Source organism: Thiorhodovibrio winogradskyi (genome assembly GCF_036208045.1).
Taxonomy (GTDB): Bacteria; Pseudomonadota; Gammaproteobacteria; order Chromatiales; family Chromatiaceae; genus Thiorhodovibrio; species Thiorhodovibrio winogradskyi.
In genome coordinates, this window is sequence record NZ_CP121472.1 from 4,337,263 (window position 1) to 4,352,402 (window position 15,140).

Annotated in this window: 12 protein-coding genes, 1 tRNA gene and 1 riboswitch; of the genes, 7 read left to right on the top strand and 6 right to left on the bottom strand. The window is 60.2% G+C overall.

Annotation, left to right across the window (positions count from 1 at the left end):
• Positions 1–11: 11 nt before the first annotated feature.
• The 5 genes from pyk to Thiowin_RS19850 all read right to left on the bottom strand — a co-directional run bounded on the left by pyk (position 12) and on the right by Thiowin_RS19850 (position 6,888).
• On the bottom strand, positions 12–1,460 hold the full coding sequence (pyk, locus tag Thiowin_RS19830) for a pyruvate kinase (RefSeq protein WP_328984685.1): 1,449 nt from the start codon (positions 1,458–1,460) through the stop codon (positions 12–14).
• A 9-nt stretch (positions 1,461–1,469) separates the two neighbouring features.
• Entirely contained in the window at positions 1,470–2,651 is a 1,182-nt protein-coding gene (locus Thiowin_RS19835; RefSeq protein ID WP_328984686.1) for a phosphoglycerate kinase, read from the bottom strand.
• A gap of 129 nt (positions 2,652–2,780) precedes the next feature.
• Positions 2,781–3,782, bottom strand: coding sequence for a type I glyceraldehyde-3-phosphate dehydrogenase (gene gap / locus Thiowin_RS19840; RefSeq protein ID WP_328984687.1), 1,002 nt, complete (start codon positions 3,780–3,782; stop codon positions 2,781–2,783).
• Between the two features lie 97 nt (positions 3,783–3,879).
• Positions 3,880–5,892 (bottom strand): transketolase, encoded by a 2,013-nt coding sequence (tkt, locus tag Thiowin_RS19845; protein ID WP_328984688.1) that lies wholly within the window; start codon positions 5,890–5,892, stop codon positions 3,880–3,882.
• 438 nt (positions 5,893–6,330) lie between these two features.
• The gene (locus Thiowin_RS19850) at positions 6,331–6,888 is read right to left on the bottom strand and encodes a thioredoxin family protein (protein WP_328984689.1); all 558 of its coding nucleotides are present in this window, start codon (positions 6,886–6,888) and stop codon (positions 6,331–6,333) included.
• Positions 6,889–7,294: 406 nt separating this feature from the next.
• Here Thiowin_RS19850 and metK point away from each other — a divergent pair, with 406 nt between their 5' ends.
• The 7 genes from metK (at position 7,295) to Thiowin_RS19885 (ending at position 14,090) form a co-directional block, all read left to right on the top strand.
• Positions 7,295–8,464, top strand: a complete 1,170-nt coding sequence (gene metK / locus Thiowin_RS19855; protein WP_328984690.1) for a methionine adenosyltransferase — start codon at positions 7,295–7,297, stop codon at positions 8,462–8,464.
• A 40-nt stretch (positions 8,465–8,504) separates the two neighbouring features.
• Positions 8,505–8,702 carry a type II toxin-antitoxin system HicB family antitoxin gene (locus Thiowin_RS19860; RefSeq protein WP_328984691.1) on the top strand — a complete coding sequence of 66 codons (198 nt, stop codon included), beginning with the start codon at positions 8,505–8,507 and terminating at the stop codon, positions 8,700–8,702.
• 4 nt (positions 8,703–8,706) lie between these two features.
• Complete coding sequence (locus Thiowin_RS19865; RefSeq protein WP_328984692.1) at positions 8,707–8,919, top strand: type II toxin-antitoxin system HicA family toxin; 213 nt, start codon at positions 8,707–8,709, stop codon at positions 8,917–8,919.
• 17 nt (positions 8,920–8,936) lie between these two features.
• Positions 8,937–9,045: riboswitch (S-adenosyl-L-homocysteine riboswitch) on the top strand.
• 22 nt (positions 9,046–9,067) lie between these two features.
• Positions 9,068–10,489, top strand: a complete 1,422-nt coding sequence (ahcY, locus tag Thiowin_RS19870) for an adenosylhomocysteinase (RefSeq protein ID WP_328984693.1) — start codon at positions 9,068–9,070, stop codon at positions 10,487–10,489.
• Between the two features lie 144 nt (positions 10,490–10,633).
• Positions 10,634–11,512: a methylenetetrahydrofolate reductase [NAD(P)H] gene (gene metF, locus Thiowin_RS19875; RefSeq protein ID WP_328988135.1), complete on the top strand. Its 879-nt coding sequence runs from the start codon at positions 10,634–10,636 to the stop codon at positions 11,510–11,512.
• Positions 11,513–11,777: 265 nt separating this feature from the next.
• Entirely contained in the window at positions 11,778–13,877 is a 2,100-nt protein-coding gene (locus tag Thiowin_RS19880; protein ID WP_328984694.1) for a SulP family inorganic anion transporter, read from the top strand.
• A gap of 128 nt (positions 13,878–14,005) precedes the next feature.
• Positions 14,006–14,090, top strand: a tRNA-Leu gene (locus Thiowin_RS19885).
• A 25-nt stretch (positions 14,091–14,115) separates the two neighbouring features.
• Here the strand turns inward: Thiowin_RS19885 and Thiowin_RS19890 are convergent.
• Positions 14,116–15,066, bottom strand: a complete 951-nt coding sequence (locus tag Thiowin_RS19890; RefSeq protein WP_328984695.1) for a tyrosine-type recombinase/integrase — start codon at positions 15,064–15,066, stop codon at positions 14,116–14,118.
• Positions 15,067–15,140: the final 74 nt, after the last annotated feature.

The following is a 15,140-nucleotide window of genomic DNA, read 5'->3' on the forward strand; positions in this document are numbered from 1 at the left end:
GCGGCGGCCGGTCAGTCGTCGACGAGCAGACGATGCTCGCCGACGCGCATGATTTTCATGATGTTGGTCTGTCCCTCGACACCGCAGCGATCCCCCTTAGTGATAATCACCAGATCGCCCGTTTGCACAGTGCCGTGACGCAGTAATTCATCGATGACCTCTTTGTTGACTTCATGGATGTCGGCGCTGGAGACATCGAAGCGTACCGGATAGACGCCGCGAAACAAGGTCACCTTGCGGCGGGTCGAGACCTGCCGGGTCATCGCATAGATGGGGATGCCGGAGCTGATTCGCGACATCCATTTGACAGTGGAGCCTGATTCGGTCAAAGCCGCGATGGCCTTGACACCGAGATGATTAGCTGTGTACATGGTCGCCATGGCAATGGCTTCATCAACACGACCAAAGACGGTATCCAGTCGATGGGTTGAGCGGCGCACCAGGCGTTCCTTCTCGGCCTCGCCGCAGATACGCGACATGGATTCGACCACCTTGGCCGGATTCTTGCCTATGGATGTCTCGGCCGAGAGCATGACGGCATCGGTGCCATCAAGCACGGCATTGGCCACATCGAAGACCTCGGCCCGGGTCGGGATGGGATTTTCGATCATTGACTGCATCATCTGGGTCGCGGTGATGACAACACTGTTGCGTTCGCGCGCCAGGCTGATCAACCGCTTCTGCACCGCCGGTAACTCGGCATCGCCAATTTCAACGCCAAGATCGCCGCGCGCAACCATGACCGCGTCGGCGGCGTCAATGATATCTTCAAGGACGCGCAGGGCCTCGGCACGCTCAATCTTGGCGACAATGCCGCCTTCACCGCCGGCGGCTTGCAGGAGTTCGCGCGCCAGGCGCACATCCTCGCCATTGCAGACAAAGGACACGGCCAGATAATCCGCCTCGACCTCGGCGGCAAAGCGAATGTCATCCTTGTCTTTTTCAGTCAAGGCCGGCGCCGAGAGCCCACCGCCTTTCTTGTTGATGCCCTTGCTGTTCGACAGCTGACCGCCATGGCGCACCCGGCACTGGATGCGACTGCCTTTGACCTCGGTGACCTCAAGCTCAATGGCGCCGTCATCGAGCAAGAGCAGATCCCCGGCGCTGACATCGGCCACCATGCTCGGCAGCGTGGTGCCGACCCGGGCGGCATCCCCAGCGTCGAGCGGACAGTCGGCATCAATGGCAAAATCATCGCCAACCGCCAAGACAACCGGCCCCGCGGCAAAACGTCCAATGCGAATCTTGGGCCCCTGCAGATCGATCAGCACGCCGAGGGGATGGCCTTTCGCGCGCGCGGTATCGCGTACCTGGCGCACCCGCTCGCGCTGGCGCTCATGGGTGTCGTGCGACATGTTCAGCCGCACCACATTAAGGCCTGCATCCATCATGGCCTCGAGCACCCCGGGCGCGTCTGTCGCTGGCCCCAGGGTGGCGACGATTTTGGTCCGTCTGGGCATCTTGGTCCTTCAGTCCTTGGCGCGCGCCTCAAGCATGGCCACGGCAGGCAGGGTCTTGCCCTCCAGATACTCTAGGAAAGCACCACCGGCAGTGGAGATGTAGGAAACCTTGTCGTAGATGTCGTATTTCTGGATAGCGGCGATAGTGTCGCCACCGCCAGCCAGGGTGAAGGCCTCGGTCTCGGCAATGGCCATGGAGATGGTCTTGGTGCCTTCACCAAACTGATCGAACTCAAACACGCCAACGGGTCCGTTCCAGACCACGGTGCCGGCCTTTTTGATGATCTCGGCCAGCTCCCCGGCGCTGTCCGGACCGATATCGAAGATCATGTCATCATCGCCAACTTCAGCCACATTTTTTTGCACGGCGGGCTCGTTTTCATTGAACTGCTTGCCGCACACCACGTCGGTCGCGATGGGAATGGTGGCGCCGCGCGCGGTCATTTTTTCCATCAGCGCCTTGGCCGTGTCGATCAGGTCATGTTCGCACAGGGACTTGCCGACATTATGACCAGCAGCGCTAATGAATGTGTTGGCGATGCCGCCACCGACCACCAGCTGGTCAACCTTCTCGGACAAAGCCTCGAGCACTGTCAGCTTGGTGGAGACCTTGGAACCGCCGACAATGGCGACCATGGGCCGCTTGGGCTCGGCCAGCGCCTTTTGTAGCGCGTCGAGTTCCTCGGCCAACAGCAAACCGGCGCAGGCGGAAGGCGCAAACTTGCCCGCACCATGGGTCGAGGCCTGGGCGCGGTGCGCGGTGCCGAAGGCGTCCATCACATAGACATCGCAGAGGTTGGCGTATTGCTTGGAGAGGTCTTCGTCGTCCTTCTTCTCACCCTTGTTGAAGCGGACGTTTTCCAGCAGCACCAGCTCGCCGTCGGCGACCTCCGGCGCTTTGTCCAAGTAGTCTTTCACCAGGCGGACCTCGCGGCCCATTTTGGCGCCGAGGTCGGCCGCCACCGGTGCGAGCGAGTTTTCCTCGGAATAAACACCTTCTTCCGGGCGGCCGAGGTGGGACATCACCATGACCTTGGCGCCGGCATTCAGGCAGTGCTCAAAGGTTGGCATGGAAGCGGTAATGCGCGCATCCGAGGTCACCTTGCCGTCCTTCACCGGGACGTTGAGGTCGGAGCGGATCAACACGCGCTTGCCGGCAAGATCAAGATCAGTCAGCTTGGTGAAGGACATGGCGGGTACTACCTCCGGAAATCACAAATAGGGGTCGATCGGGTTGCTAGAATCCGTTTCTGGGCACGGGCTCGCTCGGCACGGACAGGCCGGCGTGTTACGCCGGCCCGACCAGCGCCTTGGCAGGCTTTATTTTGAGACGTGCTCGGCCATGCGCAGGAAGTTACAGGTATAGCCGTACTCGTTGTCGTACCAGGACACAACCTTGACGAAGGTCGAATCCAGCATGATGCCGGCGCCTGCATCGAAGATGGATGGGGTACCGCGACCGCGGAAGTCGGTCGAGACAACCTTCTCGTCGGTGTAGGCTAGCACGCCGGCCAGGTCGCCAGACTCGGATGCCGCCTTCATGGCCGCGCAGATATCCTCGTAGCTCGCGTCCTTGTTCAGCTCGCAGGTGAGATCCACCACCGAGACATCGGACGTCGGCACGCGGAAGGCCATGCCGGTCAGCTTGCCGTTCAGCTCGGGCAGCACCTTGCCGACGGCCTTGGCCGCGCCGGTGGAGGACGGGATGATGTTTTCCAGGATGCCGCGACCACCGCGCCAGTCTTTCTGTGACGGGCCATCGACGGTCTTTTGGGTGGCGGTGGCGGCATGGACAGTGGTCATCAGGCCACGCTTGATGCCCCAGTTGTCATGCAGCACCTTCGAGACGGGAGCCAGACAGTTGGTGGTGCAGCTGGCCGCCGAGATGATGGCCTGGCCGTCGTAGGTGTTGTGGTTGACGCCATAGACAAACATCGGGGTGCTGTCCTTGGACGGAGCCGATTGGACCACTTTCTTGGCGCCAGCATCGATATGCGCCTGGCAACTCTCGGTGGTGAGGAAAAAGCCGGTGCACTCCAGCACCAGATCGGCGCCGACGTCGCCCCAGGCCAGGTTGGCCGGATCACGCTCGGCGGTCAGGCGAATCTTGTTGCCATTGACGATCATGGTGTTGCCGTCGACGCTGATGTCGCCAGCGAAGTTGCCATGGACTGAATCGTACTTGAGCATGTAGGCCAGATACTCGGGATCGAGCAGGTCATTGATACCGACCACCTGCATGCCGGGGAATTCCTTGGAGATGGCGCGGAAGGCCATGCGACCGATACGGCCGAAACCGTTAATACCGACTTTCAAAGGCATGAGAACAACTCCTCAGTAAGTGAAATACAGATCATGCTGTTGTGTTGCGCGCGCATCCGCGCCGGTCGGGCTCGGCGCGCGCTGGTCCATGAACGGCTTAGAGCAGACTTTCGACCGCCGCCGCGACCGCCTCGGCGGTGACGCCAAAGGCCTTGTAGACATCGCCCGCCGGAGCGGACTCGCCAAAGGTATCCACGCCGATCACCTTGCCATGCAGGCCGATATATTTGGGCCAGAGGTTGGACACGCCCGCCTCGACCGCGACCCGCGCCTGGACGGAGTCTGGCAGCACGGCGGCCTTGTAAGCGTCATCCTGGGCCTCGAAGGTGTCCATCGAGGGCATGGAGACCACCCGCACCTTGCGGCCTTTCGCGCTCAGGCTCTCGCAAGCCGCCACGGCCAGCTCCACCTCGGTGCCGGTACCGATGATGATGGCATCGGGCGTACCCTCGCAGTCGCGCAGCACATAGCCGCCTTTTTCGATGGCGCGCAGCTGGTCTTCCGTCCGGCTCATGTGCGGAGCGTTCTGACGCGAGAAAATCAGCGCGCTGGGTGCGCCCTGACGCTCGATGGCACACTTCCAGGCGACGGCACTCTCGACCGCGTCGCAGGGGCGCCAGGTCGACAGGCGCGGCGTCAGGCGCAGGATGCTGACCTGCTCCACCGGCTGGTGAGTCGGGCCGTCCTCGCCTAACCCAATGGAATCGTGGGTGTAAACGAAGATGGGGTTGATCTTCATCAGCGCCGCCATGCGCACGGCGTTGCGGGCATATTCCATGAACATCAGGAAGGTGGCGCCATAGGGCTTGAAACCGCCGTGCAAGGTCAGGCCGTTCATGATGGCCGACATGCCGAACTCGCGCACACCGTAGTAAATGTAGTTACCGCTGGCATCCTTGGGACCGACACCCTTGCAGCCCTTCCAGATCGTCAGGTTGGAGCCGGCGAGATCCGCCGAACCACCAAGCAGTTCCGGCAGCAGCGGGCCAAAACCATTGAGCGCGTTCTGCGAGGCCTTGCGGGTGGCGATGGTCTCGGCCTTGGCATCGACTTCCTTGATAAAGTCCCAGGCCTTGGCGTCAAAATCCGCTGGCAGTTCGCCGGCCATACGCCGCTCGAACTCGGCCGCTTCGCTCGGATGGGCGCTCTTGTAGGCGGCAAAGCGCTGATTCCATTCTTTTTCCAGATCAGCCCCACGTGCCTTGGCATCCCAGCCCTCGTAGATGGCCTTGGGAATTTCAAAGGGCGGATGCGACCAGCCGAGTTTCTCGCGCGTCAGGGCGATTTCATCATCGCCGAGCGGCGCGCCATGGCACTCTTCCTTGCCCTGCTTATTGGGCGAGCCGTAGCCGATGATGGTCTGACAACAGATGAGAGTCGGCTTGTCGCTAACCGCGCGCGCCGCCTCGATGGCCACCTTGAGCGCCTCGGGGTCATGGCCATCCACCTTGGGAATGACGTGCCAGCCGTAGGCCTCGAAACGCTTGGGCGTGTCGTCAAGGAACCAGGCCGGGGTGTCGCCATGGCCGCGCACCTCGCCATCAATGGAGATGTTGTTATCATCGTAGAAGGCAATTAACTTACCCAAGCCGAGGGCGCCGGCCAGCGAACAGGACTCGTGCGAGATGCCCTCCATCAGGCAGCCATCACCCAGGAAGACATAGGTGTTGTGATCGACGATCTCATGGCCTGGTTTGTTGAACTGGTCGGCGAGAATTTTCTCCGCCAGCGCCATGCCAACGCCATTGGTGATGCCCTGCCCGAGTGGGCCGGTGGTGGTTTCGACGCCCGGAGCATAGCCATATTCAGGGTGGCCCGGTGTCCTTGAGTGCAATTGGCGGAACTCTTTCAGATCCTCAATGCTCAAATCGTAACCCGTCAAATGCAGCAACGAGTAAATCAGCATGGAGCCATGACCATTCGACAGCACGAAGCGATCCCGATTAGCCCAGTTTGGGTTAGCCGGATTGTGCTGCATGAAGTCGTTCCACAGCACCTCCGCGATATCCGCCATGCCCATTGGCGCGCCTGGATGGCCCGACTTGGCCTTCTGTACGGCATCCATACTGAGCGCGCGGATGGCGTTCGCGAGTTCTTTGCGTGAGGACATGAGCCCCTCCCTAGAAGTAAGGTTTTGATCGAAGCCTAAGAATTCTGTGCGCGCGTTTTATCGCCTGACATCATCAGGGAAGCATTAGGGAAACGGGCAGCCCGAGCGATGTGGCAGAAGAGTGCGGCAAAACGCCTTGGCCCAAGCTGCTGGAGTCTCGCCCCGGAATCCCGCCGCTCGGAAAAAACGCGCGGCATAAAAGCCGACATATTAAGTAGGAAAGCCCCGCACGAGCAACTTTTTCCGCTCGGACTCCTCTCTGCGCCCATGCGCCGGCATGCTGGTAAAACCATAAAATATTCAAATAGATCAAGCGCTTGGATCTGAAATGCCACCTTAGACCCGGGCTTGGCTAAGCCGCGATTAAGCCAGCCAGATGCTCAAACAACCGCGCTATCTGTCAGGCCATTGTTTGGCATCGCCACCGCGCGATGCACCCTAGCCTTCCCGCCATTTAATGGAACAGCCAATACTGGGAATCTGCTTCTCCGGGCCTTTTCCAGTCGTGGCCACTTGCTTCATGCCCTCGAACAGGTCGCGACGCACGCCCTCGGGAGCGGCTTCCTTGCGGCTTTCATCCAGCCGTCCGCGATACTGAAGCTCAAGCTGTCCGTTGTAGCCAAAAAAGTCGGGCGTACAGATGGCGCCGAAGGTCTTGGCCACTTCCTGAGTCTCATCGAGCAGATAGGGAAAAGGAAACTGAAATTCCTCGGCGACCTGCTTCATGTTCTCGAATGAATCCTCGGGATAGTCCGTCGGGTCATTGGACATGATGGCGACGCAGTTGACGCCAAGCTCCGCCAGTTCAAGCGCATCTCGCACGATGCGCTCGCGTACCGCCCGCACATAGGGGCAATGGTTGCAGATGAACATCACCAGCAGACCTTTCGGGCCCTTGCAGTCATCGCGCGTCCAGTTCTTGCCATCCACACCCGGCAGGGAAAAGTCCGGAGCGGGCAGACCGAATTCGCACACAGGTGTCTCGAGTGAAACCATGCTCTGACTCCTCAGGCGAGAACGCCTGACAGAATGTTCAAAAATCAGCCGCATATAGTACCGGAAAGCTCAGGTATCCCCAAACCTTATCGCACGCTCGCCCGCAACCCTCCCCGTCCCGAGAGCATCCGCAAGCCGAGCACCGTCTCTGACTCTGGCTGCTTCCGACTGACGCCGGGATACAAGATTGTGCGTTAAAACAGGAGGTAACAGCATCCGAGTCGCCGGCTAATAACCCCGCGTCTTTTGCATTCTGGGTGCCCATGTGGTTACACTGGGTAACTCACCTTCCCCGAGGGCGGTCGATCAGCGGCCAGTTTTTGCCCTCCCATCAACCGACGCCACCCCCCATCCAGCGCGCTCGCGCGGGTGCTTATGGCGTCAACATCCGAAGGAAAACCCGACCATGGCAAGAGACTTTCTATTTACTTCCGAGTCCGTGTCCGAAGGCCATCCAGACAAGGTGGCTGATCAGATCTCAGATGCGGTACTTGATGCCATTTTGGCCAATGACCCCAACCCGGCACATGCTCGCGTGGCCTGCGAGACCATGATCAAGACCGGCGCCGTCATCCTTGGCGGCGAAATCACCACCGAGGCCTGGATCGATTTCGACACCCTGGTGCGCGGCGTGGTCAACGACATTGGCTACAACAGCTCGGATGTCGGCTTCGACGGCTCCACCTGCGCGGTCATGTCACTGATCGGCAAGCAGAGCACGGACATCGCACAGGGCGTTGATCGCAGCGCGCCCGAGGAACAGGGTGCCGGTGACCAGGGCCTGATGTTTGGCTATGCCACCAATGAGACCGATGTGCTGATGCCGGCTCCGATCACCTATTCGCATCGGCTGGTCGAGCGCCAGTCCGAGATGCGCAAGCAGCACGTGCTGCCCTGGCTGCGCCCGGACGCCAAGAGTCAGGTCACCATGCGCTACGAGAATGGCAAGGTTGTCGCTGTCGATGCCTTGGTGCTCTCCACCCAGCACGATCCGGACATCGACTACGCCCATCTGCAGGAAGCGGTGATGGAGAACATCATCAAACCAGTGATTCCGCCCGAGTGGATGCACAGGGACACCAAGATCCACATCAACCCGACCGGCAACTTCGTCATCGGCGGCCCCGTGGGCGACTGCGGCCTGACCGGGCGCAAAATCATCGTCGACACCTATGGCGGCATGGCGCGTCATGGTGGGGGAGCTTTCTCCGGCAAGGATCCATCCAAGGTGGACCGCTCCGCGGCCTATGCCGGGCGCTATGTCGCCAAGAATATCGTCGCCGCCGGCCTGGCCGAGCGCTGCGAGATCCAGGTCTCCTATGCCATCGGCGTGGCCGAGCCAACCTCGATCTCGGTCGAGACCTTCGGCACCGCCAAGATCGACGAGGATCGCATCAGTATGCTGGTGCGCGAGCACTTTGATCTGCGGCCTTACAACCTGGTCAACATGCTCAACCTCATTCAGCCCATTTACCTCAAGACGGCGGCTTATGGGCACTTTGGGCGCGAGTTACCGGAGTTTGGCTGGGAGAAGACCGACAAGGCGGCGGCGCTGAAGGATGCGGCCGGGATCTAAATCCGACTGCTCATCCCTTATCCTCATCGGGTCAATCAACATGAAATACACCGTCGTTCTGGAACCTTCCGATGAAGGCTACGCCGTGTCTGTGCCTGGACTCCCTGGCTGCCATTCACAGGGGGCCACCGAGGAAGAAGCCATGGCAAACATCGCCGAGGCGGTGAGCGATTATCTTGCTGTTGTACGAGAATTGACTCAAGGAAAACTGATCCGCGAGATTGAGATCGCAGCCTAGCGCCATGCCGTCTTTACCCGGTATTGCACATCTTGCCGCTGTTAAAGCACTTCAGAAAGCGGGATTCAAAATCGCCCGGCAAGGCAAGCATATCGTGATGACCGATGGAAACCGGGTGTTGACGCTCCCGCGACACAACCCCATTAATGCCATCACCATGGGCAAGATTGTTCGAGACGCCGGTTTGACCAACGAGGACTTCAAACGCCTGCTCTAATCAACCACCCAACCCTCTCCTCCGAGGAGCGCTGCAACCCACCCTCGATTTCCACTGGGAGTCATCCAGGACAAGGGCCAGGCTCGGAGGCAGCAGATACAACCTATCCAACGGCGCTCACTCAAGATTCATCAGGAGCTGATTAACCATGAGTGAGTTTACTGACTACAAAGTCGCCGACCTGTCCCTGGCCGATTTCGGCCGCAAGGAAATGGTCATTGCCGAGACCGAAATGCCCGGCCTAATGGCACTGCGCGAAAAATACGGCCCGTCCAAGCCGCTTACCGGTGCGCGCATCACCGGCAGCCTGCACATGACCATCCAGACCGCGGTCTTGATCGAGACTCTGGTCGAACTCGGCGCCGAAGTGCGCTGGTGTTCCTGCAACATCTTCTCCACCCAAGACCACGCCGCCGCCGCCATTGCCGCGCGCGGAATTCCCGTCTATGCCTGGAAGGGCGAGACGCTGGAAGAATACTGGTGGTGCACCGAGCAAGTCATTAACTGGCCGGACGGCCCCAATGGAGAAAAACGCGGCCCAAACATGATCCTGGACGACGGCGGCGACGCCACCCTGCTGGTCCACAAGGGTGTCGAGTACGAAAAAGCCGGCAGCGTGCCCAAGCCGACCGCCGATGACAACGAGGAATGGACGGCCGTGCTCGGCGTGCTGGGTCGCACCTTCGAGCACGACCGCGAGCATTGGCACAAAATGGCCCAGGGCATCAAGGGCGTGACCGAGGAAACCACCACCGGCGTGCATCGCCTCTATGAGATGTTCAAGAACGGCAGCCTGCTGTTCCCGGCGATGAATGTCAATGATTCGGTTACCAAGTCCAAGTTCGACAACCTCTACGGCTGCCGCGAGTCCCTGGTCGACGCCATCAAGCGCGCCACCGATGTGATGATCGCCGGCAAGATCGGCATCGTCTGCGGCTATGGCGACGTCGGCAAGGGCTCGGCCGCCGCGCTGCGCGCGCTCGGCGCCACCGTCTGGGTCACCGAGATCGACCCCATCTGCGCCCTGCAAGCGGCGATGGAAGGCTACCGCGTGGTGCGCCTGGATGAAGTCGCCAACCAGGGCGATATTTTCGTCACCACCACGGGTAACATGGACATCATCACCCATGACCACATGGCGGCGATGAAAGACCAGGCCATCGTCTGCAACATCGGCCACTTCGATAACGAGATTCAGGTGCAGAGTCTTGAACAATACGAGTGGGTCAACATCAAGCCGCAGGTCGATCAAATCATCTTCCCCGACGGTCATCGCATCACCCTGCTCGCGCGCGGGCGTTTGGTGAACCTCGGCTGCGCCACCGGCCATCCGAGCTTCGTGATGTCCAACTCCTTCACCAACCAGGTGCTGGCGCAGATCGAGATCTTCACCAAGCCGGAAGACTATCCCATCGGCGTTTATGTGCTGCCCAAGCATCTCGACGAGGAAGTCGCGCGGCTGCATTTGGACAAAATCGGCGTCAAGCTGACCAAACTCCGCCCCGAGCAGGCGGATTACATCGGCGTTAGCGTCGATGGCCCCTATAAGTCCGACCACTACCGCTACTGAGTCGGGAGTCTTTCCCGGATAACCGGGAAAGACTGACTGAACAAGGGCAACCCGAGAGGAACGACATCCAGGTTGCCCGAGACTCCCGCGCGCGCCCAACTCCGGGGCGCGCCCAGTCCCGCTCACCACCGCGAAGGCCACACCATGACCAAGCATTTGCAAGACACCCTGAGCTTCGAGGTGTTTCCACCCAAGACGGACGAGGGCATGACCAAGCTCAAACGCGCGGTCAGTCACCTAAACAAGCTCGAACCACTCTATTTTTCATGCACCTATGGCGCCGGCGGCTCGACTCGCGAGCGCACCTTCGAGACTGTTTCCTGGTTGCGCGAGCAAGGCATTGAAACTGCTCCTCACCTGGCCTGCATCGGTTCTAGCAAGGAGGAAATCCGCGCCATTGTCGATCACTACCGCGACCAGGGCATCACTCGCCTGGTGGCCCTGCGCGGCGACCTACCCTCCGGCATGGGGCGCCCCGACCGTGGCACCTTTCGCTATGCCAGCGAACTGGTCACCTATTTGCGCGACGCCTATGGCCCACAATTCCATATCGAAGTAGCCGCCTATCCGGAATTCCACCCGCAGGCCGCCTCCGCCAGCGCCGACCTGGAACATTTCAAGCACAAGGTGTTCTGCGGCGCTGACGCCGCGATCACCCAATACTTTTACAACGCCGACGCCTACTTCGCCTTGGTGGATGCCTGCGAAAAACAGGGCGTTTCCGTACCCATTATTCCTGGTATCATGCCCATCAGCAATTATGCGCAGCTTGCGCGCTTCTCCGACGCCTGCGGCGCTGAAATCCCGCGTTGGATCCGCCGCCGGCTGGAAGCCTTCGGCGAAGATCGCGAGTCCATCCGCGCCTTCGGTCACGAGGTCGTGCTTAAGCTTTGCGAACGCCTGCTTGCCGGAGGCGCTCCGGGGCTGCACTTCTACACCATGAATCAGGCAAAACCTATCCTGGCACTGTGCTCGGATCTCGGCGTCGTGGCCAAGACAACCAGGGATAGGCCCGCGGATTAGGATCAACTGCCGCGACGCATGACCTCGGCAGCCCGCGTGTCGCGGCGAATGGATCCGCCCAATCGGCCTCGAAGCATTAGGCTCCCAGCAGTAAGCTCCAACGCATAGCCCTTGGTCAATACATCGCGCATCCAACATCTATCATTAGAGATGGCGTCCTGGGGTAATCTAAGCGACCCGCTCAGCGATGAAACAAGCCTAACGCACGGCCGATCCTACCCCGGATCCCGCAACTCCCAACCGTCCGTTGAATCTGGTGAGCCCGATGAAATCTCCGCTCTTGCAGGCATTCTTCCCATTCCTTCGCTGGTTCCCGATGACCGGCTTGACCTTCCGCGCCGATCTGATCGCGGGTATTACAGTCGCACTGGTACTGGTGCCCCAGAGCATGGCCTATGCCCAGCTCGCCGGTCTGCCGGTGGTCTATGGACTCTACGCCTCCTTCGTGCCCGTCATCGTCGCCTCGCTCTGGGGCTCGTCCAACCAGCTACACACCGGCCCGGTGGCCATGCTCTCGCTCATGTCCGCCGCCGCCGTGCTGCCACTGGCCGCGCTCGGCACCGCGGAATTCCTGCAACTGTCCATCATGCTGGCACTCATGGTCGGCGTGCTGCGGCTCCTGCTCGGGCTCTTGCGCTTGGGCATCATCGCCAACTTTCTCTCCAGCCCTGTCATCATCGGTTTCACCAACGCAGCAGCGCTCATCATCGGCCTGTCGCAGCTCAGCAAGGTGCTAAACGTGCCCTTTCCGCGCACCGACAGCTTCGTCGCCGATCTCTGGACGGTGGTTGAACAGTTACCGAGTTCGCACATTCCCACCATAGTCTTCGCCCTGGCGACCCTGGCCATCATCATCGGCACTAAAAAAATCGCTCCCAAATTGCCAGGAGTGCTGCTCGCCGTGGTGCTGACCACCCTAGTCAGCTGGCTGGTCGGCTTTGAGCGCAACCAGACGGTCAGCGTGGATGCCATCCGGGACCCCGCCGCACGCCAACTGGCACTGGACTCGGCCTCCACCGCCCGCGCCATCGACTCGCTTGGGCGCACCACCTCCAGCATCGCGCAGGACATTCGCGAATTGGCCAAGGCCCGGGACGATGATCGCTTCGCCGAACTCGCCCTGCTCGAGGCCGACCTGCGCGTGCTGACCCGCGAAATGGAACACCGCAAACTCGCCAACAACGAGCGCCAAGTTGATCTGCATCGGCTGCGTTTCGAGCATGCCGTCACGGCCGAGGGCCATGATGTCTTCTTCCGACGCGGCCAGACTCCGGCGGACATCACCGCCGATGGTCACACCTGGCGCATCAGCAAGGTCCAGGGCGAGCAGATCACCTTCATGGGCGGCGGTGCCGTGGTCGGCACCATTCCCGCCGGTCTGCCGCGCTTTGATCTGCCAAGCTTCAAACCCGACTTCTTCTGGGCGCTGCTGCCCTCGGCCCTGGTCATGGCACTGATCGGATTCATGGAGGCCACCTCCATCTCCAAGGCCATCGCCGCCCAGACCAAAGAGCGGGTCGACACCAGCAAGGAACTCATCGGCCAGGGCCTGGCCAACATCGTCGGCAGCTTCTTTAGCTCCTTCACCGTCAGCGGCTCTTTCTCGCGCTCGGCGGTGGCGGCCAAAACCGGCGCCAAAACCGGGCTCTTCGCCATCTTCAGCGCCATCGCCGTGATGCTGGTGCTGCTATTTTTAACTCCCCTGCTCTACCACCTGCCCCAGGCCGTGCTGGCAGTCATCGTCATGATGGCGGTATTTGGGCTGATCAACATCCGCGCCCTGATCCGCGCCTGGCGCATCGAACGCCAGGAAGCCATCGCCGGCCTGGTCACCTTTGTCGCCACCCTGGCCATGGCGCCGCAACTCGCCAACGGCATCTTGCTCGGTGGCGGCCTGGCCATTGTGCTCTGGATGCTGCGCACCATGAAACCACGCACCACCATTCTCGGGCGCGACGCCGATGGCACCCTCGCCGGCGCCGCCGAGAACAACCTGCCGCCGCTTGGCAAACATTTCATTGCCGTGCGCTTCGACGGTTCGCTCAATTTCGTCAACGCATCCCACTTCGAGGACATGCTTCTTGAGGCACGTATGCGTAACCCCCAGGCCAAGGCCGTGCTTGTCATCGGCAGCGGCATCAACGCCATCGACGTCTCCGGCGAGGAACGTCTACGTGACGTTATCGACACCTACCGCGACAACGGCATCGAAATCTACTTCTCCAGCCTCAAGGCGCAGGTCTACGAGGCCCTGGAACGCGGTCGCCTATTCGACGTTCTCGGACGCGACCATTTTTTCCGCACGAAAGAAAAGGCGCTTACCTTCATGGAAAGCACCTACGACAACGACACCCTAACAGCCTGAAACAAGACGCATACCGAGTCACAGCAACAAACTCGAGCCGCTACTGGTCGCGGCACTGGCCAGCCCCGCGCTGGTCGACTACACTTCGCACCTGGCGCCGGCCCCGACCGGCGCTTCCCACCTCTCACGCGCGGGTGGCGGAATTGGTAGACGCGCTGGATTTAGGTTCCAGTGGAGTAATCCGTGGGGGTTCGAGTCCCCCCTCGCGCACCATCTGAATCAATTACTTGCAAGCTTGTCACACAGCTTCTTGCTGAGGGACTTGGTCAGCGTGACTAAAACGTGACTCAAATCTGGCAACGGTGGTTCTCAGGTTTTCAGGTGCCAGATGGGCGTAGCGTTCGGTCATCTGGATGGTGCTATGCCCCAGCAAATCCCTAATCTCGGCTAGGGGTGCTCCTGCGGTGACTAGCCATGCTGCGCAGGTATGTCTTAGATCGTGGAAGTGGAAGTTATCGATCCCGGCATCACTGCATGCTTTTGCAAAGGCACCTCGGATGTCGTTTGCTCGACGTCCATCTGCAAACGCAAAAACCCAAGGTGCGTCAGGGCAGTGCTCGCTACGAAAGCTAGCTCGTCTGAGGATGGCCTTATACGCAAGGCTGCTCAAGGGGATGCTGCGTCGTTTACCTGCCTTGGTATGTCGCGCTTCAAGATGAATAAGCCGCTCGCGAAGATCGACGCGCGACCACTCAAGTCCAAGTAGTTCTTCTTTTCGGCACCCTGTATAGAGAGCGGTTGTAAGAAGATCAGCTAGAAAAGGTACTCTTCGCGCGTGGCTGGCCGCTTTGATGAGTGCTTCTGCTTCGCTCTGTTGCAACCAGCGAATTCTGCCTTCAGGTTCGGACAGTTTGCGACCGGCGGTTGGGTTTGGCAATTGCCAATCCAGTTCACGGTTACAGTAACCTATGGCCGAGGACAAAAGTGCCATTTCCCGGTTGATAGTCGAATTACTGATACCCTGAGCACGGCGAGCGTGGGCATACTGGGCAAGATGCTGGTTGTTCAAGGAATGCATTAGGGTTCCACGGAAATGTTCGCGAAGAGCCTTTGCTCGATGTCGATCAGTTGCGGCGCTGCGTTTGCACTGAGCTGTTTCGGTCAGGTATGTCAGGATCACCTCGTCGAAGGTTCTCTCGTGTGGAGCATCCCAGTGCTTTTCTTGGTGAACGGCAAGCTTCCATTTCACGAAGATTGCCTCGGGTGCTGATGGACAGACGCGCTGCGGTGATGGTGGTCGGTTGCTTGGACATGAGGGTTCAC

Coding starts and splice junctions, on each gene's coding strand:
- metF (WP_328988135.1), top strand. CDS start 10,634: ATGACCAAGCATTTGCAAGACACCCTGAGCTTCGAGGTGTTTCCACCC.
- Thiowin_RS19865 (WP_328984692.1), top strand. CDS start 8,707: ATGCCGTCTTTACCCGGTATTGCACATCTTGCCGCTGTTAAAGCACTT.
- metK (WP_328984690.1), top strand. CDS start 7,295: ATGGCAAGAGACTTTCTATTTACTTCCGAGTCCGTGTCCGAAGGCCAT.
- gap (WP_328984687.1), bottom strand. CDS start 3,782: ATGCCTTTGAAAGTCGGTATTAACGGTTTCGGCCGTATCGGTCGCATG.
- Thiowin_RS19850 (WP_328984689.1), bottom strand. CDS start 6,888: ATGGTTTCACTCGAGACACCTGTGTGCGAATTCGGTCTGCCCGCTCCG.
- tkt (WP_328984688.1), bottom strand. CDS start 5,892: ATGTCCTCACGCAAAGAACTCGCGAACGCCATCCGCGCGCTCAGTATG.
- ahcY (WP_328984693.1), top strand. CDS start 9,068: ATGAGTGAGTTTACTGACTACAAAGTCGCCGACCTGTCCCTGGCCGAT.
- Thiowin_RS19835 (WP_328984686.1), bottom strand. CDS start 2,651: ATGTCCTTCACCAAGCTGACTGATCTTGATCTTGCCGGCAAGCGCGTG.
- Thiowin_RS19880 (WP_328984694.1), top strand. CDS start 11,778: ATGAAATCTCCGCTCTTGCAGGCATTCTTCCCATTCCTTCGCTGGTTC.
- Thiowin_RS19860 (WP_328984691.1), top strand. CDS start 8,505: ATGAAATACACCGTCGTTCTGGAACCTTCCGATGAAGGCTACGCCGTG.
- pyk (WP_328984685.1), bottom strand. CDS start 1,460: ATGCCCAGACGGACCAAAATCGTCGCCACCCTGGGGCCAGCGACAGAC.